17 protein-coding genes are annotated in these 19147 nt (G+C 34.5%); all 17 read right to left on the bottom strand.

The genetic code is table 11. From position 1 onward, the window contains the following. Positions 1-3: 3 nt before the first annotated feature. Entirely contained in the window at positions 4-2874 is a 2871-nt protein-coding gene (locus tag ACYQ1E_RS09385; protein WP_459878344.1) for an SLBB domain-containing protein, read from the bottom strand. Next, positions 2861-3835, bottom strand: a complete 975-nt coding sequence (locus tag ACYQ1E_RS09380; RefSeq protein ID WP_459878341.1) for a Wzz/FepE/Etk N-terminal domain-containing protein — start codon at positions 3833-3835, stop codon at positions 2861-2863. The genes ACYQ1E_RS09385 and ACYQ1E_RS09380 overlap by 14 nt, the downstream gene beginning before the upstream one ends. 148 nt (positions 3836-3983) lie before the next feature. Next, positions 3984-4310: a hypothetical protein gene (locus ACYQ1E_RS09375; protein WP_459878338.1), complete on the bottom strand. Its 327-nt coding sequence runs from the start codon at positions 4308-4310 to the stop codon at positions 3984-3986. Between the two features lie 410 nt (positions 4311-4720). After that, positions 4721-6016, bottom strand: coding sequence for an IS5 family transposase (locus tag ACYQ1E_RS09370; RefSeq protein ID WP_459878335.1), 1296 nt, complete (start codon positions 6014-6016; stop codon positions 4721-4723). 148 nt (positions 6017-6164) lie between these two features. Then, positions 6165-6395: a hypothetical protein gene (locus ACYQ1E_RS09365; RefSeq protein ID WP_459878332.1), complete on the bottom strand. Its 231-nt coding sequence runs from the start codon at positions 6393-6395 to the stop codon at positions 6165-6167. Continuing rightward, the gene (locus ACYQ1E_RS09360) at positions 6355-7107 is read right to left on the bottom strand and encodes a tetratricopeptide repeat protein (RefSeq protein WP_459878329.1); all 753 of its coding nucleotides are present in this window, start codon (positions 7105-7107) and stop codon (positions 6355-6357) included. Before ACYQ1E_RS09360 ends, ACYQ1E_RS09365 begins: the two co-directional genes overlap by 41 nt. A gap of 3 nt (positions 7108-7110) precedes the next feature. Then, positions 7111-7992 (bottom strand): ATP phosphoribosyltransferase, encoded by an 882-nt coding sequence (gene hisG / locus ACYQ1E_RS09355; RefSeq protein WP_459878326.1) that lies wholly within the window; start codon positions 7990-7992, stop codon positions 7111-7113. Beyond that, a complete protein-coding gene (gene hisI, locus ACYQ1E_RS09350) occupies positions 7993-8376 on the bottom strand; it encodes a phosphoribosyl-AMP cyclohydrolase (protein WP_459878323.1) in 384 nt (127 codons plus the stop codon). It abuts the gene before it with no gap. 1 nt (position 8377) lies between these two features. Then, the gene (rlmN, locus tag ACYQ1E_RS09345; RefSeq protein ID WP_459878320.1) at positions 8378-9412 is read right to left on the bottom strand and encodes a dual-specificity RNA methyltransferase RlmN; all 1035 of its coding nucleotides are present in this window, start codon (positions 9410-9412) and stop codon (positions 8378-8380) included. Between the two features lie 43 nt (positions 9413-9455). After that, complete coding sequence (locus tag ACYQ1E_RS09340) at positions 9456-9656, bottom strand: FmdB family zinc ribbon protein (RefSeq protein ID WP_459878318.1); 201 nt, start codon at positions 9654-9656, stop codon at positions 9456-9458. 106 nt (positions 9657-9762) lie between these two features. Next, entirely contained in the window at positions 9763-9993 is a 231-nt protein-coding gene (locus ACYQ1E_RS09335; protein ID WP_459878316.1) for a 4Fe-4S binding protein, read from the bottom strand. 97 nt (positions 9994-10090) lie between these two features. Then, positions 10091-11086, bottom strand: a complete 996-nt coding sequence (locus ACYQ1E_RS09330) for a Gfo/Idh/MocA family oxidoreductase (RefSeq protein WP_459878313.1) — start codon at positions 11084-11086, stop codon at positions 10091-10093. An 18-nt stretch (positions 11087-11104) separates the two neighbouring features. Beyond that, positions 11105-12265, bottom strand: coding sequence for a lipid-A-disaccharide synthase (gene lpxB, locus ACYQ1E_RS09325; protein ID WP_459878310.1), 1161 nt, complete (start codon positions 12263-12265; stop codon positions 11105-11107). Positions 12266-12283: 18 nt separating this feature from the next. Beyond that, positions 12284-13609, bottom strand: a complete 1326-nt coding sequence (locus ACYQ1E_RS09320) for a MinD/ParA family protein (protein ID WP_459878308.1) — start codon at positions 13607-13609, stop codon at positions 12284-12286. Beyond that, entirely contained in the window at positions 13590-16283 is a 2694-nt protein-coding gene (locus ACYQ1E_RS09315; protein ID WP_459878305.1) for an HDOD domain-containing protein, read from the bottom strand. Before ACYQ1E_RS09315 ends, ACYQ1E_RS09320 begins: the two co-directional genes overlap by 20 nt. Before the next feature lie 169 nt (positions 16284-16452). Beyond that, the gene (gene pnp, locus ACYQ1E_RS09310; RefSeq protein ID WP_459878302.1) at positions 16453-18666 is read right to left on the bottom strand and encodes a polyribonucleotide nucleotidyltransferase; all 2214 of its coding nucleotides are present in this window, start codon (positions 18664-18666) and stop codon (positions 16453-16455) included. Between the two features lie 190 nt (positions 18667-18856). After that, positions 18857-19126, bottom strand: coding sequence for a 30S ribosomal protein S15 (rpsO, locus tag ACYQ1E_RS09305; RefSeq protein ID WP_459878299.1), 270 nt, complete (start codon positions 19124-19126; stop codon positions 18857-18859). Between the last annotated feature and the right edge of the window lie 21 nt (positions 19127-19147).

Genomic DNA, 19147 nt, shown 5'->3' with positions numbered 1-19147 from the left:
CATTTAAAGGGCAGCAATGGCAATTCCAGCAGTTGTTGCTATCTTAAATATTATCTCTGTAATATTTTTTATTAATCTTAAATATGGTATTTTTTCAAAATTCTCGGGCACTACAATTGTATCTCCTGGCATTGGCTTATATTTGTAGAAGCTTGTCAAAAATCTAGCCTGCTGTTTTGAATATACTTCACCATTTGCCTTTAATACGTAGATATAATCTTCATCGGCATTTTTTGTAATACCGCCCGCTTGTTTAATATAGTCACCAATAGTCTTGTCAGGTTCATACAAAAAAGCACTTGGAGTATATACACTTCCCATCACTGTAACAAACTCAGGTCGTTTTGGGATTATCAAGAGGTCCCCATCTGATAATTGGAAGTCATATTTCGAATTTTTAAAAGAAGACAGCTCTGTAAGTTTAATGGAGACCCGTCCTTCAGGTTCTATCTTTTTTAATTTGTTTATAAAATTTTGAATAGACATTAAAGCTATTTTATAGGTTTGAGTCTCTTCTGACGAAATTGCTGTCTGCATTGATTTTGTAATAGATACATTTGCCCTGAGTTCTAAATCCTGAATTAAATCATTTAAGCTTTTTTTCTGAATTTCCTTGGCCTTTTTATTAAAAAATTTTGCACCATAAAAATAGGCTTCTTTAGTAAATCCTCCAGCTCTCTCAATTAAAGATGAGAGTTTTTCTCCTTTTTTTATTATATACTTTCCAGGGAACAAAACCTCCCCCTTAATTTCAGCATATTCAACTTTTCCCCATTCAGAGATTTTTTTCACAAATAGTTTATCATATGGTTTTAATGGCACATTGTTCTCTGGATCGCCCATAAGGGCCCTTTTTAAACTTATTTTTCGAACTGACACTAAACTAAGTTTTCCATTTATTATGTTATAAGAAGTAAGTTCAGCCTCATCTAAGTATGCAGATTCTTTAATATTTCCACCAGCAAAAACCAAATCCTTTATTCTCATTCCCTTGACATATGGATATTGTCCAGGGGAATTTACCTCCCCATATATTGTGACAGTTTGCTTTGGTATATATTCCCAAATAGAATGGATTATAATTTCATCCAAGTCTTTTAAAGGAATATTTTCGTCAGGATCACCCATAAGTGCTTTTTTTAAATTAAAGGTTATGAGCTTTCTTTTTTTATTTATTTTATCTAAACGATAAATTTCTGCCTTTTCCATATAGGCCTGTTTAGTTAAGCCTCCAGCTAATAAAATAAGATCCTTTACTCTAAATTCCTTCTCTTTCATTTTATAGCTACCAGGCTTTCTTACTTCCCCTTTAATGGTAGCTGAAGGCTCTGGTTCAAATAACCATTTTGAAAATATATATATTTTGTCCCAGGGTTTTAGTTCAACATCTTCTTTTTTATCCAAGACCACTTTTCCTAAATTAAATGGAACAAGCTTTGTTTCTCCAGTAGACCATACATATCTTTTAATCAACGCGTAATCAAAATAAGTATCAGGCAACAAATCATCAACACTGGTAATTATTTCACTGAGATGCATTCCTTGATGGTAGGAATAAGAACCAGGTCTGCGAACATTCCCCATGAGCTTTATGGAATTCATGTTTTGAGGAATAATTGAAAAAACTTTAATTAAATCCCCGTCTTTTAACTTAAATTTTTTTAAATTAGATTTGTCTTCAGCATTAACGTCTAAGATTACTTTCCATTTGTGATTCTCAGATCTCTCAATTTGTATTTTTTGGTCCCATCCAATAGGCAACAAACCTCCTGCAAGCTTTAAAGCTTGCTCCAGAGTTGTTTCTTCCTTTAATTCATAAATGGCTGGCCTTTTCACATTACCTGCAATACCAACCAAAGGACCTGCTAAGGGGACAAATATGGTATCTCCATGTCTTAATCTTTTATCATTTTTTTTATCACCCTTTAAAAGCAGATCATATAAATCAAGTTCACTAATTACCTTGTTGTTTCTCTTTAAAACAATCCTCCTTAAGCTCCCTCTTTCAGTTGGACCCCCTGCAGCTATAAGACTATCTAAAATAGTTGACATGGCATTTAAATTATAAGGACCTGGATTTTTCACCTCGCCTAAAACAAAAACTTGAATTTGGCGAAGCCTGCTCAAAGTAATAGCTACATTAGTTCCAATGATTCTTGTGGCCTGTTTAGTGAGAAAACTTTTCATCTCCTCATAGGTCATTCCGGCCACTGTTAATGGTCCTATTTGAGGGAAAAGTATCCTACCATCCCTCTCAACTAATAGAGTATATTGTGCATTTAATCTTCCCCAAAATAAAACCTGTATTTCATCTCCAGGTCCAATTATATAATCTGGAGCAACAGGCTGGGCTGGAAGTGGCTTTGATATCACTTCCCTAAACAGATTATACCCAAAGGGCTTTATATTTGTAGGGACAGTTAGTTCCCCTGTTTTTACTTCTAAATATTTTTTAAAAATTGCGAAAAAATTTTGTTTCGGAGGTATGGACTTAATCTCAACTGTTTCTTTTTTTGTCTGCACACGGGGCTTTTCCAGTAATTTTTTCCCTTCTATTATTTCCTCTGGTCTTAATCCCTGAAGCTCTTTATTATTTTTTAGTATTTCAATTTCCTCGGGAGTTAAATTACCGCCTTGTTGGAATTTCCTTAAAATCAACTCCTTTATTGACGGGTTTACACTCTGAAATTCTTTACTATTTTTTAGTATTTCAATTTCCTCGGGAGTTAAATTACCGCCTTGTTGAAGTTTCTTATAAATCCTTTCTTTTTGAGATGTACTAAGATTTGAAATATTAGTGACTTCAGCATAACCACCAATTGAAATGAACAGCCATAACATTATAAAATAAAATAGTGTTTTAATTTTTTTCATTCTTAACAGCTCCTTCAACTAAATCTTTAGCCCCGGATCTTTGCTTTACATTATTTATATATTCTAAAAAAAATGCCAAAAATATACTTAAAAACAAAGTAGTTATAAAGGATACCACCACGATAAGCGTACGTCTTGGCTTATATTTTTTATCTGGCACCCTTGGAGGATCAATAATCTTAAAGGCAAAGTTTTCATTTACCTTTGCCATTGTTATTGTCTCAACTTGCTTGGCAATCAAGGTGTAGAGCTTTTGCTGAATAGTGGGATCAGAAGTTTTTAATAGCTCCTGTTTTAAAAGCCTTTTATTTTTTTGTGCAATTCTAATTGCCTCTTCACTCATATGCTCTCGCAGTGTATCCAATATGTATTTTACAACTTTTGCACAAATCTCTGGATCTGGATATTCTATGGAAATAGAAATAGTACCAAGTTTTTTGTCTTCTTGAACATTAAATATATCTTCAAATTCTCTTATCCCATCCTCTAAAGTAGGGACATCGCTTTCTTTTATTGACTCACGATTACTGGGTTGTAAAGAACGAATAACTCCTTTAAACCACTTAATTATAGGATTTGGTTTTTTCCATGTGTTTTTCTCACTGTCCCATTGCTCATAAAGCAGCAGAGGTAGGATTTTATAATTCAGTATAACCTTTTCCTTAAGGATATCTGAATTTAAAAGTGCAATAATTTCAGAACTTGACCCTCCTGAAGGAAGAGAAATTCCTGCCATTTGAGCTAATCCTCCCAATCCAGCTAGGGCTCCACTTATTTGCTCATTATTACCCACTGGCAATATCGTAGCCTCACTTTTGTATATATTTGTCATAAATAGAGAAAGTACTGCCACCGCAAAGGCCACACCAAAGGTTAAACCTAAAATCATCTTTTTATATTTTACAATAACAAGCCACAGTTCATATAAATCTATTTCCTCTTCTTCCCATCTCTCTTCCATAATGTGTTCCTTAAATTAAATTCTTGGGCACCTTCCTATATTTACTTTTTATTGTCAATACTTAAAAATTATTCAAATAGATATTCCAAAAAAAAAGGTCGTCTTGTACAAGACGACCTTTTTTAAAGGTCTTTTTAAGTTAGCCAAATCAGTGACCATGACCGTGACCATGACCGTGACCACAATAACCCCCATCATCATCATCTAAGTTAGCAGCTGCAACCACGCCTGCTATAGTAGCAGCTGCAGCCACGCCTATTGCAACCATACTTGTAGTGATACCAGCAGTAGCAGCGCCTGCTGCTCCCGCTGCAGCTGCTCCCGCTGCAGCACCACCTGTTGCTCCTGCACCTGCCGCAGTTCCCCCCCCGGCACCTGCTCCGGCTGCACCACCGACTGCCTCAGCTCCTATGCTCATAGGTACACCTAAAAACAAAGTGGCTCCAATTAATAATACTGCTAATAATCTTTTCATCCTATTACCTCCTTTTTTTGCAAAAAGTTTAACATAGATGTGTATAAATATATATTTCAAAAAGTAAATCCTGTCAAGCTATTTTAAAGCATATAGCTGATGAAATAAAACTTTTTTAAAAATCTACCCCAAATTCCAATAAATTCCTACTCTAACTGTCAAAGTCGGGCCACAACAAAATCAGGTGGTGACATATTTTTCAGGGCACCTTTAACTGCATTAAAATCCAGCCCATATCTTGCAAATTTTCTTGGAACATTTTCTAATCCACAAGGTTTTGGAAACTCTACTCTAGGATATGGACCTGTGCCATATTTAGTCGATGCTTAAAAAAAGCCTTTTATTAAATTTTATTCTAAAATTTTTTCCATACTCACTTTAGATTAAGCTCAAGATTCATTCATCGGCTCTTAATTTTGATATTTTTTTGTAAAAAAAGGACGAAAAATAAAAAGAAACAAAAAAAAGGCAAGCTGATCCATCAGCTTTTTGAAGTTATAAGCTGCTGCTGCCAACAGTAAATTGATTGTATCTCCTATTGTCCCTTTTAGAAAGTTTCTGGCTAAACGAAAATCTGATTTTAGATGGCCTATTACTGGTTCTATCGCCGCCCTTCGTCTAAATCTCTTACGCATCTTGGATTTTTGATAGGGTGTTGCTTTCTTTTTAGGACTCTTTGGGATAATAATTTTTGTTGAGCCTATTTTGCTTTTACCTTTAAATCCCCTATCACAAATGGCCACCTCTGGTCTTTTTCCTACTATCTCCTCTGTTTGACACAATACTTTTGGCAATGTATGACCATCATATTGATTTCTTTCAAAATTTACTGCAGCAACTATTACTCCACTATTTTTTGTCATTGCTATAGCTGCCTTTGAACCGAATTCATATTTCTTATGTTCTTTACCTTTGCTTATGCAATAGACTCCTGGTTCATGAAGACTATAAATTTTATTTTTATCTTTTTTCTTTTGAGAATGCACTTTTTCAAATAGTTCTATTTGTTTTACATACTTGGGATAAACATCTTCTGGCAATTTACGTTTTATTTCTCTAATCAATATCCCAGCTATAGTCTTAATCCTTTTTCTGGCTTTTTTAACTTTTTTCTTATCCTTTGACCTCTTGTTAAATCTTATTTTTTTTAACAACTCAGGTAACTCTCTTCTAAAACTTCTACGTAAAACTATTCCTTCTTCTTTAGCTATTTTTCTACATTTGGAAATAATTTTACACATTAACTTTGTATCTGTTGGAAATGTAATATTTTTCTCTTGAACTGTAGTATCTACAACTATCTCTTTTTCTTGAATTTTGTCTTTATGTAATTGAGCAGATATTTCAAATATTTTCTTTACACCATCTTCTCCTATGCGTTTTCGGAAATGTGTAAGCTCTGATGGAGCACATGGAGGAGACCATCTAAATCTACTTTCTCCACAAAAAGCTTGAAAATATGGATTCTGTGTCCACATCTGCACTACTTTTGCATCACTTAAATTATACAAGTGTTTTAACATTAAAAGTCCAACCATCAATCTAGTAGATTTGGCAGGACGACCCCGCTTACTATATTTACTCGCAAATGCTTTATCAAATTCTTTCCATGGAATTTTTTTAGATAAAATTATCAAAGCATCATCAGGATTAATAAAATCTAATAAATCTCCACATATCAAATGTGGTATTCTACGCTTTGGCATACATGTCTGCATATAATTTCCCTTCCATTTTTTTATTCTTTTCTACCACCTTTTTACCTGTTTTAAACATTTTCTGGTCGTTTATATTACATTATAACAAACATTTTGTAAAGTATTTTCAGTAAATTATATATTTTTTAAGCATCGACTATTTAGCTGGCTTAGGCCATTTAATATCTTTCCACATTGGATATAAACAGTCTAATAGAGCAACTTCACATCCAACTAACTTGAGCATAGTTAGGCAGGAGATTAAACCAACTGGGCGGGCCCAGAAATTGTATGCAGCAAAATCATAGATCCATGGATTAATCCCTAAGACCCTTGAATAGTCTTTTTTATTTGAGGATATCCAGATAATCTCTGGCCAATTTGGCAAATTTTGTCTCTTTTGATTTGTCAAGTTTGAGGACCTGAACAAAGGCCATCTTTGCATCTTTTGTCTTTCCCAATCTGAGATAATTTTCCCCAAGTAGATAATAGAGATTTTGGTTATCAGGATATGCGTAAATCCCCTTTTTTATCCAGTATATTGCACTAGAAATATCTCCTTTTTTTACATATAAATTAATTATTGAAAAATATCCAGGAAGATATCTCCAATTTAAGGTAAGGGCTTTTTTTTCATAAAAAATGGCCTTATCCAAATTCCCTTTATTTATATAAATTAAGGCGAGATTATGAGCAGCATATTCAGGGGTTTTATAAGTCTCTATTGAAAGGGCCTTTTTAAGACATGAAATAGCCTTTTTTTCATCTTTTTTGGCAAGATATGCAAGTCCTAAATTATTCCAGGCATCTCCATATTGGGGGTCAAGTTTAATAGCATATGTGAGAGAGGAAATAGCCTTGTCAGGCTCTTTTGTCTGAAGATAAATAAGTCCCTTTAAAAAATAAAAATAGGGAATTCTCTTTGCTTTTTTTTCAATTTTTTTCAATTCAATAAAGGCAAGGCGTGGTTGTTTTTTTAATATATATGCCTGGGCTAGATCCAATCTAGCCCTCACATCTTTTGTGATAATTTGTTGATTTGTTGTAGCACAACTCAACAAAAAAATTAATAATAAAAAGTTTAAATACAATCTTTTCATTTTTTATATGACCTTGTTTAAGGGATATTCAATTATCCCTTCAACTCCAATATCCATTAATTTTGGAACAAGATCCCTTACTTCATCTTTGTCCACTACAACTTCAACTGAAAGCCATCCCTTTTGATAAAGGTTAGATGTAGTGGGAGATGTAAGACTTGGAAGCATTTTAAGCACCTGTTCTAAATCATTTTCTCTTACATTCATTTTAAGCCCCACCATCCTCTCTGCCTTAAGTGCACCTTTTAGGAGGGTCTTCATTTGAAGGATTTTGTTTCTTTTCCACTCATCTTCCCATGCCCTCTTGTTTGCTATAATTTGGGTGCAGGTCTGTAGTAATTCTGCAATAATCCTTAGTCCATGAGCCTTGATTGTTGTTCCTGTCTCAGTAACTTCAACTATTGCATCAGCAAGGCCAGCCACCACCTTTGCCTCTGTTGCTCCCCATGAAAATTCCACTTCTACATCAATTCCTGCACTTTCAAAATATTTTTTGGTAAAATTCTTTAGCTCAGTGGCGATTTTTTTTCCTTTGAGGTCTTCTGGTCTCTTGTATGGTGAATCTCCAGCAACTGCCAGAACCCATCTAGCAGGTCTATTACTCACCTTTGAATAGACCAGCTCATCAACAACAATTACATCTGCCTCATTTTCTAAAACCCAATCCTTTCCTGTGAGCCCAACATCTAATGTTCCATCTTCAACGTATATGGGCATCTCTTGGGCCCTACAAAGGGTACAAGTGACATGGGGATCATCTATTTCAGGGAAGTAATTTCTGTGGTGTAAATTGATTTTCCAGCCAGATTTTCTAAACAAATTTATAGTGGCATCCTGGAGTGAACCCTTTGGTATCCCCAATTTTAAAACTTTTTCCTCAGACATTTACTTATACACCTCCTTGGGATCAAAGATTTTTTCGCTACATATCTCTTCTCTAAGCTCTCCATCACTTTCCACTATCCTTCTGTAAAAACAGCTCTTATAGCCAGTATGACAGGCAGCAGAACCAATTTGTTCTACTAAAAGAAGGATGGTATCTTTATCACAATCAATCCTTATATCCTTTACTATCTGAATATTACCAGATTCTTCACCCTTTTGCCAGAGCTTGTTTCTAGACCTGCTAAAGTAATGGGCCTTTTTTGTCTTTAAAGTGGCCTCCCATGCATCTTCATTCATATATGCAAGCATAAGCACATCTAAAGTTTTGTAATCCTGCACTACAACAGGAACTAATCCTCCACCTTTCTCAAAATTTGGTTTCATCTTAACTCACCTCTGCCCTTAGTTGTCCACATGCAGCACTTATATCCTGTCCTTTGCTTTTTCGCAAGGTAACAATCTGTCCCTTGGATCTGAGATAGTCTTCAAAGGCAATTACTTGTTTCTCATCAGGAGGAGCATAGCCTATATCAGGCCCTGGATTAAAACGGATAAGATTAATCTTACATTTTATGTGAGATAATATTTTATTTAACTCTCTGGCATGCTCCAAAGAATCATTTACCCCCCCAATCAAAATATACTCAATGGTAATTCTCTGTCTGTTTCTTAGAGGAATAGACTTAAGGAGATCTATTAATTCATCCAGTTCCATTATTTTCGCCGCCCTGGGCATAATTTGTTCCCTTAGATTTTGATTCGGAGCATGTAGGGAGACGGCTATTGAACCTAAATCTTCTTTGGCAAATTCCTTAAGGGGCTTTGGTATGCCCACTGTAGAAATAGTTGTATGTCTGTAAGAAAAATCAAACCCCTGTTTATCCCTTAAAATATAAAGACTATTTTTTACGTTATCCCAGTTGAGGAGAGGTTCACCCATGCCCATAAACACCAGATTTCGTATTTTTAGTTTGGCTTTAATTTCCTTTAAAAATGCCCGTGCAATAAGTATTTGCCCCAAAATTTCGCCCTGGGAGAGATTTCTGATAAATCCCATTTTTCCTGTGCTACAAAATGTACACCCAAGGGCACATCCAACCTGAGATGACAGGCACTGGGTATAATGGGTCCTCTCGGGTATTAAGACAGTTTCTATTATGTTTTTATCTTGTAAACTAAGTGCTAATTTAATAGTGCCGTCTTTAGCAGTCTTTACTGCGCAAACTTCAGGTAATTCTATTTTAAAATCTTCAGATAATCTAAAACGCAATTTTTTGGGGAGATTACTCATTTGTTGAAAATCCAATACTCCACGTACATACAGCCAGTTCCATATCTGGGATTTTCGAAACCTTGGCTCACCTATTTCTCTTAAATATTCCTCTATTTCAGTGGAAGAAAGATCTAAAATATTTCTCATAACCTGCACCACCTGCCCACACCTGGGCGATTTTTTAGGAAGCTCAAGAAAATCCCCCAACAGATGCACAACTGTTTGCACTTGCAACTGGCCCCTGTTCCACCCCTTTGACTTTTACTGCTGATAAGAGTTTTTTTACCTTTAAGGAACCACAATTTGGACATTTTACTCTATCATGCCCAGGTTTAACAAGTTCTTCAAATTCTTTTTTACAGTCTTCACAAATAAATTCAAATAAAATCATTTTCATCCTCCCTGATAAAGATTAAATTCACTATATTAAGATTTATACAAAGTCAAAATAGTCAAGTTCTCTTCAAACAATTTATCTTGCCGAGCAAATCAATCAATTAACTTAAGATGGTCTTTTTATAGACCGCTCCAAGAGGACATGCACTTATACAATCCCAACAACCCATACATAAATCTTGAAAAACAACAGGTGGTTCAAAGGGCCCATCAATTTGTTTCATTACTTTATAAGAACAAGCCTCAGCAGAAAAACACTTACCTTCTTGGGGATTGCATTTTTTTGGGTCACAAATGTCGTATTTTATTGCAGAAAATTCCTTTTTTTGCATATATTTTCTCCATTATATTTAAGCTTCTAAAAAATTGTTAACAAAAATAGCTGTAACATCCATCACAAAACTTTTATTTTAAACCCTGTCAAATTGCTTAGATATTAGATGGTTTTTTCATTAGTCTAATTATTTCATGGGCAAGTTCCAATGCCCTTAAACCTTCTTCACCTGTAACTTTAACCGGGTCATCAAAAATTATTGACCTTGCAAATTCCTCTAACTCTAATTTTAGAGAATTCACATCTATGTTAGGAGGAGATACAAAAAAAATATCCCTCTTATTCTTGCCTTCTCCTATTACCCCAATAGGCAAAATATCATATCCTGTGTCTTTTAAATGGTCTACTTGTTTTAAACTCAAAATTTCACTTTTTTTATTCAAAAAGTCTATAGAGATGTATTGATCTTTCTGAAAAAGTCTCATTTTTCTCATGTGCTTTGCAGATATTCTGCTGGCAGTTAAATTGGCAACTGCCCCATTTTCAAATTCAATCCTCACATTTGCAATATCTTCTGATGGTGACACAACGGCCACTCCACAGGCATGGAGAAAATTAATTGGAGAATCAACCAATTTTAACACTATATCCAGATCATGGATCATTATATCAAGTATCACACTTACATCTGTTCCTCTTGGATTGAATTCACTGAGCCTATGCGCTTCTATGAACATAGGAGAGAGTTCTAAATGTTGAAGACTCAAAAATGCTGGATTGAATCTCTCAATATGACCTACTTGTAATTTTAACCCTTTATCTTTTGCCAGACAAACCAACATCTTGCCCTGCTCGACAGTCTCTGTAATGGGTTTTTCAATAAATACATGACAACCCTTCTCCAAGGCCTTTAACCCGATCTCATAGTGGGATTTAGTAGGAACCACTATTGAGATGGCCTCACATTTTTCTAATAATTCATCTACCTCTTTAAAAACAGCTACATTGTATTTATTAGATATCTCTTCCATTCTAGTTGGATCTATGTCATTGATTCCCACAATATCATAATAAGAAATATCTTTAGCTACCTTTAAATGAAAATGGCCTAAATGTCCTACGCCAATTATACCAAATTTTATCTTGTCCATTTAAAACCTCATGAGTTTTTATAGATACTTATTTTTTATAAGATCATCCCAGATAATCTTAGCAGCTTCAAAAGAAGCCCTTTTTTGCCCTAATTTAACTCGCAACTTAAGGAGATCTTCTCTTATCTGTTCATACAAAGGGGGATTTTTCAACCATTCTATAAGATGTGAGGCCACATTTTCAGGAGTAAATCTCCCTTGAATCAGCTCTGGAAATATGTCTTTTTCCATAATTATATTGGTCATACTTATAAAGTTGACTTTAACAAAAATCCTGCCAATAAAATATGTTGGCCAACTCACCTTATACCCTACAACAGTAGGTAATCTCAATAGCCCACATTCTAGGGACGCAGTGCCAGATGCCACAATAGCCACTTTAGATTTTGCCATCTCTATATATCTATTTTCAAAATCAACCAAGTTATAATTAATATCACCATGGAGAACATTATCAAAAAATTCCTTTTCTATTCCAGGTGCCACAACAATTTTTAATTTTATATTGGGAATCTTTGATAAAATTATCTCACTTGCCTTTGCCATAATTGGAAAAATCTTTCGCACTTCTTTTTCTCTACTACCTGGCATAAGTATAAGAGAATTATCTGTTTTTTTTAAATTATCTAAAAAATCAAAGTCCAAATATTCCATTAGTGGGTTCCCAACATACTCAACTTTCAAACCATTTTGTCTAAAAAATCCTTTTTCAAAGGGAAAAATACAGAGGAGTTTTTTTACATATTTTTTTAAAAACTTTATTCTACCCTGTCTCCAGGCCCACACCTGGGGACTTATATAATAATATACTGGGATGTTATATTTAAAAGCAATCTTTGCCACTCTAAAGTGAAAATCAGGGGCATCTATTAATATAGCACATTTTATTTTTCCAGTTTTAAAAATATCTTCTATTTTTCTGTAACACTTCAAAATCTTGGGTATATGGTCTAAAACTTCAAAAAAACCCATAACAGCAAATTCTTCTGAACTATAAACCTTGCTCATGCCCTCTTTTGACATATTAACTCCGCCAATACCAACAAACTTAATATTACCTCCTAATGTTTTAAGGGCTGAAATCAGTTTTTGTCCATGGAGGTCTGCGGAAGTCTCAAGGGCACTTATCCAAATACTCTCACTTCTGGGAACTATAATATTATTTTCTTGAGCGCACATTTTTTCTCTTTGTTGTATTTATGAGTTACCATTTATTAATTTATTTACTTCCAGATAAAAATTTTCTATATTAAAGGGAGATTTCAAAAAACCTTTTATATTTTTATGTTGGATAAAATAATTAAAAGGTGATATAAGTAAAATAGGAGTAGAAGACTTAAAAATTTTCATGTAGGAACTTGAAAGTTTTTTGGTTGGAAGATGGTAATAAATAACTAGATCCAACTCTAGTGAATTTATATCCTTTATATTGATAAGATCTATCACTTCATAATCTTTGTCTAAAAGAATATCAGTTATAAGATTTTTCATTGGAATATCTAGGGATAATACACCTATTTTCTTTTTTAACTTATCTGTGTTTAGATATGAATCTACAATATATTCTATTTCTTTTAATCGTTGTTTAATTTTCTCAACTAATATTTTGTCCTTTTTAAGAGACTTTGCATTTTCAATTAAAATTTTGAGTGAAGTCAGTAAAGATAGAGGATCTTCAATCTTTTTATCAAAATCTTGTCTAGCAATCCTGGCAGTAAATTGTATTACTGATTGCTTTATGACTTCTGTTGGATCTGATAAAAAAAGGTTCTGTTTGGGTCTATTTAAAATTCTATCTGTTATAAGTTTGTAACATTTACTTGCCAGAGAATTTGGGTATAATTTGGATATTGGCGCATTATGGGTAAGCTCTTCTCCAACTATACTTTCTTCAAATAATGCTCCTAAAAAAAGAATAGATATGCCTAAAAATCTTTTACATACATCCTGAAACCTACCCATTACTTTTTTTATCTGTTCCCTGGACTTTGCCCTGTTTAAAACTAAAAAAGGCGGATAATATAGTCCATTTTCTTTTAAACTTTTTATAAGAGCATAACCATCTGTGATAGAAGTGGGTTCTGGAGTAATAATTAAAATTAATTCCTTTGTTGCCAGACAAAAAGAGAGTACAGAGGGTGCTATTCCAGGGGAATTATCTATTATAATAAAATCGTATCCTGTGAGGGATGAAAACTTCTGAATCAGCTCTCTCCTTTGAGAAGGAGAGAGGTCTGCTAACTTTGGAATGCCCGAGCTTCCTGGAAGAAGGTGAAGAAAATCATCCACTGGATAAATAATCTCTTCAACACTTTTGCCATTAAAAATCAAATCTTCCAGGGTATATTTTGGATTTATCCCAAGCACTACATCAATATTGGCAAGTCCTAAGTCTGCATCTATTATACAGACCTTCTTTTTTTTTATTGAGAGATTATATGCTAAATTAAGAGAAAAGGAAGTTTTTCCTACTCCACCCTTACCACTGGCAACAGATATAATCCTACATTGAGAGTTCTTCAAAAAGACCCTCCTTGGAGAGGATGCTCTTTATGTCTTTTAGAAGGGACTTAATATGAAAGGGCTTTTTAATACACTTATATACACCTTTACTCAAAGCATCTTTTATTTCTTCATGTGTTGCCATTCCTGTTATAATAATTATAGGTATAGTTAAATCCTTTCTTTTTATTGCATTAATAAGTGAGAGCCCATCTAATACAGGCATCTTCATATCCAACAAAATTAGATCAAACCTCTTCTTTCCCAATAGCTCCAGTGCTTCTGCCCCATTTGAACAGATATTTGGCTCCATACCTTCTTCTTCCAATGTTTCATACAATATCTCTCTTATGTGTTTTTCATCATCCACTATTAATATTTTGGGTTTAATATTATATGTCTTGGGCTGTTTTGAATATGAATCAAATGAATCTGGTTCCCTTAATTCATGTATGTCCAATGGTAATATTACCTTAACAGTAGTACCTTCACCTTCTTTACTTTTTATCTCTAATTTTCCATAGTGATTTTCTATTATAGAATTAGATATTGAAAGCCCAAGGCCAGTTCCTTTACCTGGTTCCTTTGTGGTAAAAAAAGGGTCAAATACATTTTTTAACTGGTTTTTGGGTATCCCACATCCTTGATCTGCAATTTCAATAATTACCTGTTTGTCAGCACTATTGAGGGAAGTCTTAAGACGCAGCATCCCTCCTGATTGTTCCATTGAATGTTGGGCATTGATAATTAGATTCAAAAAAACTTGCTCTAACTGTGTCGGATCTGCCTTTATGTATGGAAGATCTTCTTTATATTCTTTTTCTACAACTATGTTGTATTTTCTTAAGCCTGGACCAACAAAATCCACCACTTTATCCAATAGAGAATGGATATCAACTGATGTCAAGGTTGGAGGAGCTGGCCTGGCAAAATCCATTAATCTTGTTAAAATATTGCTTATTCTCTCTATTTGTTCAATAATCTGATTTAGTTGCTTTTTCTTTACCTCGTCAGTCTCTTTTAGTTGTAACAACTGGGCCCTAGCATTTATTACAGCTAAGGGGTTATTGATTTCATGGGCAGCACCTGCTGCCAACTGACCAGCAATAGCCAATCTCTCAGTATGGAGGACCTGTTTTTGAAGTTGCTGATTTCTCCATAATGCATAGGTAAGCTCTTCATTCTTTTTTTCTAATCTCTCAATTAGCCTGATATTTTCCAGGGTAGACACCACAAGTTTGATGACTTGGCTTAGATAAAGTTTTTCCTTATCTGAAATTGAGTAACCCTTTGAGGTAGGCGTCAGACATAATTCTCCCTGCATATCTATTTTTTCAGAATAAAGAGGAACAGTATAAAAAGGATATTTATAACATATAGCTAAATCAAGTTTTTCTGCTTGTTCCAGAAAAATCCTCTTCTTATAAGAAGAGAACAATTCTTTTAGTAAAGTAGGAAATTTTGATGTTTGCTGATCCCATACTGGCCTGCCTTGTTTATCTAAAAAACATCTAATAGACCTACTTTTTTTTGATTGATGCCAGATATGACCTTCTAATATCCAATTTTCTCTATCTAAAACATAAATCAATCCTGCTTTGAACACAGGAAAATTGACAAAAACTCGGGCAATATTTTGAAAGAGTTCTTTAACATTGCAGGATCCTGATATAACTAAACCTATTTTATTAATTAATTTCTGAAATTCATAATTTCTTTTTAGTTCTCTTTTCTGTTCACTTAATTTAAGAGCCAACTGGGATATATGACGATTGGCCCTTTCAACTGTTTCTAAAAATAGCTCTTCAAAGTTTTCTTTGAGGTCAAAAAAACTTGCTTTGCCTTTATACTCTTCTAAAAACAATTGCTTTATGTTTTTCAATTCTTCGTTATTTAACTTTAATTCTTTTATAAGAAGATTTTTTTCTTTATTTTCTTCCTCTAATATCTCACCATCAAAGACAAATTCATGAGATAAGATATTGGCAAGCTTTACAATACATATAAGGAGAAAATTATCTTTTACAAAACCAAGAGTCTGAACATTTAAATGATGATAGGAAATAACTTCTATCAGAGATTCTGATAAATTCCATTCTTTAGCCAATCTTCTACCCAAGATTGTATGATCAAAACCTAAAATTTCATTTTCTAAGTAAAGACTATCTTTTCCATTTTTGTTTCTATCCTTAACTGCTTTAATGTAATTTTCTCCTTCACACAAAAGGATGGCCAATTTCCCCACATCATGGAGTATTCCACAAGAAAATGCTTCTTGTTTTAATTCAGGGTATGTGAGTTTTGCTATAAGGTGAGAAAAAATACCAGTAATAAGAGAGTGATTTAAAATTTCTTTATGAAGGGCCAAGGCATCTTTATTCTCTTTCCATTTCTCTAAAAAACTAAAAGTAATATTACTTAAGAGTATGCATTGCAGATCAGAAATTCCAAGCAAGGATATTGCATGGTATACATCGGTAATTTTTTTTCTACGAAACTTCTCACAAGAATTAGCTCGTTTTAAAATAGTGAGAACCAATGCTGGATCACCAACTATCACCTCTGCCAATGATTTAATATCTAAATCTTCTTTTAGAGAAAGAGACAGGGCCCTTATGGCCACTGAAGGAAAGGATGGTATTTCTAAAATCTTTTCAATGCAAGGACTCAATCTTTTTTTGTCATAACCTTCCAACTCTCATTCCCTCTTACTTCAAACTTTTCATGTTGAGAGTTATCAAACTATTACCATTACGTAACACTTTAAGAACTTATTGGTGAAAAAAAGAGGAAAAATCAACTCAGGATCACCAAATATTTTTACTTTTTTATATGAGATGAGAATGTAAATTTCAAGCGGTTTTTTATCTTTTTTTTGAATATCCTAAATTCGTTTTAAGACCCTTCTCCCTATTTACAGGTCTTTTACTACTTCTCTGATCAATATGTCCCCCTCTTTTTTGTTCATCCAGCAATACAGCCTTTCTGCTCAATTTAATTTTTCCTGTGCCTTCCTCTATTTCTATAACCTTGACCTTGATTTTTTGTCCTGGAGAAAAACTTTTATAAATATTGTTTATACGACCTATATCTAGCTGCGAGATATGAACTAGCCCATTTACACCTGGAAGTATCTCAACTATTGCACCAAAATCTTTTAAGAGTTTTATCTTTCCATTATATGTCTTGCCCAGCTCTGGTTTTTGATCATAAAACATTATTTTTTCTATGGTCTTGTCCAAGGATTCCTTATCAGGGGCAAATATGGTTATCTTTCCATTATCTTCAATATCAACTGTTGCACCTGTTTCTTTCACTATGGCCTTTATATTTTTACCTGATGGACCTATGATATCTTTTATCCTATCTGGAGTTACTTCTATTACTTCAATCTTTGGTGCATATTCTGATAGTTGCTCTCTTGGTTTGGATATAACACTCTCCATTTTATCCAGGATAAAGAACCTGGCTTCCCTGGCCTGTTTTAACGCCCTAATTAAAATATCCTTTGATATGCCGGTTATTTTTATATCCAATTGAATTCCAGTGATTCCTTCTCTGTTCCCTGCAACCTTAAAATCCATATCACCTAAGTGGTCTTCATCACCCAGAATATCTGTTAATATAAAAAACTCATCATCCTCTTTAATAAGCCCCATAGCCACGCCTGCAACATGAGATTTTACAGGGATTCCAGCATCCATAAGTGCGAGGGATCCTGCACAAACAGTGGCCATGGAGGAAGAACCATTAGATTCCATTATTTCTGATACCAACCTAATAGTAAAAGGAAATTCCTCTGGAGAAGGAAGTATGGGGGTTAGAGATTTCTCTGCAAGGGCCCCATGACCAATTTCTCTCCTAGATGGACCACGCAATTTTTTAGCCTCACCAACACAATATGGAGGGAAATTATAATGTACCATAAAACGTTTACTGAAATCACCAGTTAAAGTCTCTATGTGCTGCTCGTCGTGACTTGAACCCAGAGTCACCACCCCAAGGGCCTTGGTCTCTCCTCTGGCAAAGAGGGCTGAGCCATGAGCCCTGGGCAAAATTCCTATTTCAATATCTATGTTTCTGATATCTGTAAGTTTCCTACCGTCAATTCTAGGATGACCATTCTTTATCCACTCCCTGACTATCTTACTCTCTACTTTTTTAATGTAGCCCGGAAGATGTTTTAATTTTTCCTTGAATAACTCTTCATTGCTTGCATATCTTTGTTCAATTTTTCCAATTATTTCTTCCTGGGCCTGCTTTAGGGCCATTTTCCTCTCTACTTTTGTAGGAATCCTCAGGGCATCTGAGAGGATTTTATACCCAACTTCTTCAATTGCATCTAAAAGTTCTATATCCTCCCTCTTCTCCTCTACTTCTATTTTTGGCTTTCCAGCCTTATTTCTTAAATCTTCCTGTAATTCTACAAAGGCATGAATGTGCTTATGTGCAAACTCAATCCCTTCCACAACAAGTTCTTCTGAGACAAAATTACAACTTCCTTCCACCATGACAACTGCATCCTTTGTCCCTGCCACCACCAGATCCATCTTGCTATATTCCAATTCTACGGAAGATGGATTAATCACAAAATTTCCATCCACATATGCCACACGAACGCACCCAATTGGTCCAAGAAATGGGATCTGAGACAAATGAAGGGCACAGGAGGCACCATTTACAGCAAGTACATCAGGATCACAATTTGGATCAGCTGAAAGTACAGTTGCAATTATCTGCACTTCTTGCCTAAAACCATCTGGAAAAAGTGGCCTCAGAGGTCTATCAATGAGCCTCGATACTAAAATCTCTCGCTCAGAAGGTCGTCCAATTTCACGTTTAAAATAACTACCAGGAATCCTACCAGAGGCATATGACATCTCCTGGTATTCAACTGTAAGTGGCATAAAATCTATTTCCCTATCCAGGGGCTGGGTTACAGCAGTTACTAGTACAACTGTATCACCGCTTTGAACCCATACACTCCCGTGGGCTTGATTTGCTAATTTTCCTGTTTCTATTATGTATTCTTTGTTATCAATCGCAGCACTTACCCTAATTCCACTAATATCTCCCATACTCTTTTATCTCCTAATTTTTATAATTACTTATGAGAAAGCTAAGGGCTAAGGACTAAAAGCTAAGAATTTCTTAACGCTTAGCACTTAACACTTAGCGCATCTTCTCGTGAATTTATATCACACAATAAAATTTATTTTTACCAAAGGGTCAGAGGCTGATAAATTCAATTGCCCCTGACCCATTTTTTTATTTTCTCAAATTTAATCTCTGGATAAGCTCTTTATACCTGTTTACATTCTTTTTACGCAGATAATTTAAGAGCTTTCTCCTCTGTCCAACGAGTTTAAGTAGTCCATTTCTTGAATGGAAATCGTGTTTATGAACCTTAAAATGTTCTGTTAAATAATTGATCCTTGCAGTGAGCAAAGCAACTTGGACCTCTGGTGAGCCTGTGTCTTTGTCGTGCAGTTTAAACTCGTCAATAATCCTTTTTTTCTCCTCAGCTGAAAGTGCCACAGCAAACCTCCTTAATTAATT

This window comes from Desulfothermus naphthae, assembly GCF_054657475.1.
This window is presented reverse-complemented; position numbering and strand designations above follow the sequence as displayed.

What these genes read in the sequence shown, in the direction of transcription:
- ACYQ1E_RS09335 (WP_459878316.1), bottom strand. Translation starts at nt 9,993, where the DNA reads ATGCAAAAAAAGGAATTTTCTGCAATAAAATACGACATTTGTGACCCA.
- ACYQ1E_RS09370 (WP_459878335.1), bottom strand. Translation starts at nt 6,016, where the DNA reads ATGCCAAAGCGTAGAATACCACATTTGATATGTGGAGATTTATTAGAT.
- ACYQ1E_RS09360 (WP_459878329.1), bottom strand. Translation starts at nt 7,107, where the DNA reads ATGAAAAGATTGTATTTAAACTTTTTATTATTAATTTTTTTGTTGAGT.
- pnp (WP_459878302.1), bottom strand. Translation starts at nt 18,666, where the DNA reads ATGGGAGATATTAGTGGAATTAGGGTAAGTGCTGCGATTGATAACAAA.
- ACYQ1E_RS09380 (WP_459878341.1), bottom strand. Translation starts at nt 3,835, where the DNA reads ATGGAAGAGAGATGGGAAGAAGAGGAAATAGATTTATATGAACTGTGG.
- ACYQ1E_RS09385 (WP_459878344.1), bottom strand. Translation starts at nt 2,874, where the DNA reads ATGAAAAAAATTAAAACACTATTTTATTTTATAATGTTATGGCTGTTC.
- rlmN (WP_459878320.1), bottom strand. Translation starts at nt 9,412, where the DNA reads ATGAGAAATATTTTAGATCTTTCTTCCACTGAAATAGAGGAATATTTA.
- lpxB (WP_459878310.1), bottom strand. Translation starts at nt 12,265, where the DNA reads ATGTGCGCTCAAGAAAATAATATTATAGTTCCCAGAAGTGAGAGTATT.
- ACYQ1E_RS09330 (WP_459878313.1), bottom strand. Translation starts at nt 11,086, where the DNA reads ATGGACAAGATAAAATTTGGTATAATTGGCGTAGGACATTTAGGCCAT.
- hisG (WP_459878326.1), bottom strand. Translation starts at nt 7,992, where the DNA reads ATGTCTGAGGAAAAAGTTTTAAAATTGGGGATACCAAAGGGTTCACTC.
- hisI (WP_459878323.1), bottom strand. Translation starts at nt 8,376, where the DNA reads ATGAAACCAAATTTTGAGAAAGGTGGAGGATTAGTTCCTGTTGTAGTG.
- ACYQ1E_RS09375 (WP_459878338.1), bottom strand. Translation starts at nt 4,310, where the DNA reads ATGAAAAGATTATTAGCAGTATTATTAATTGGAGCCACTTTGTTTTTA.
- ACYQ1E_RS09340 (WP_459878318.1), bottom strand. Translation starts at nt 9,656, where the DNA reads ATGATTTTATTTGAATTTATTTGTGAAGACTGTAAAAAAGAATTTGAA.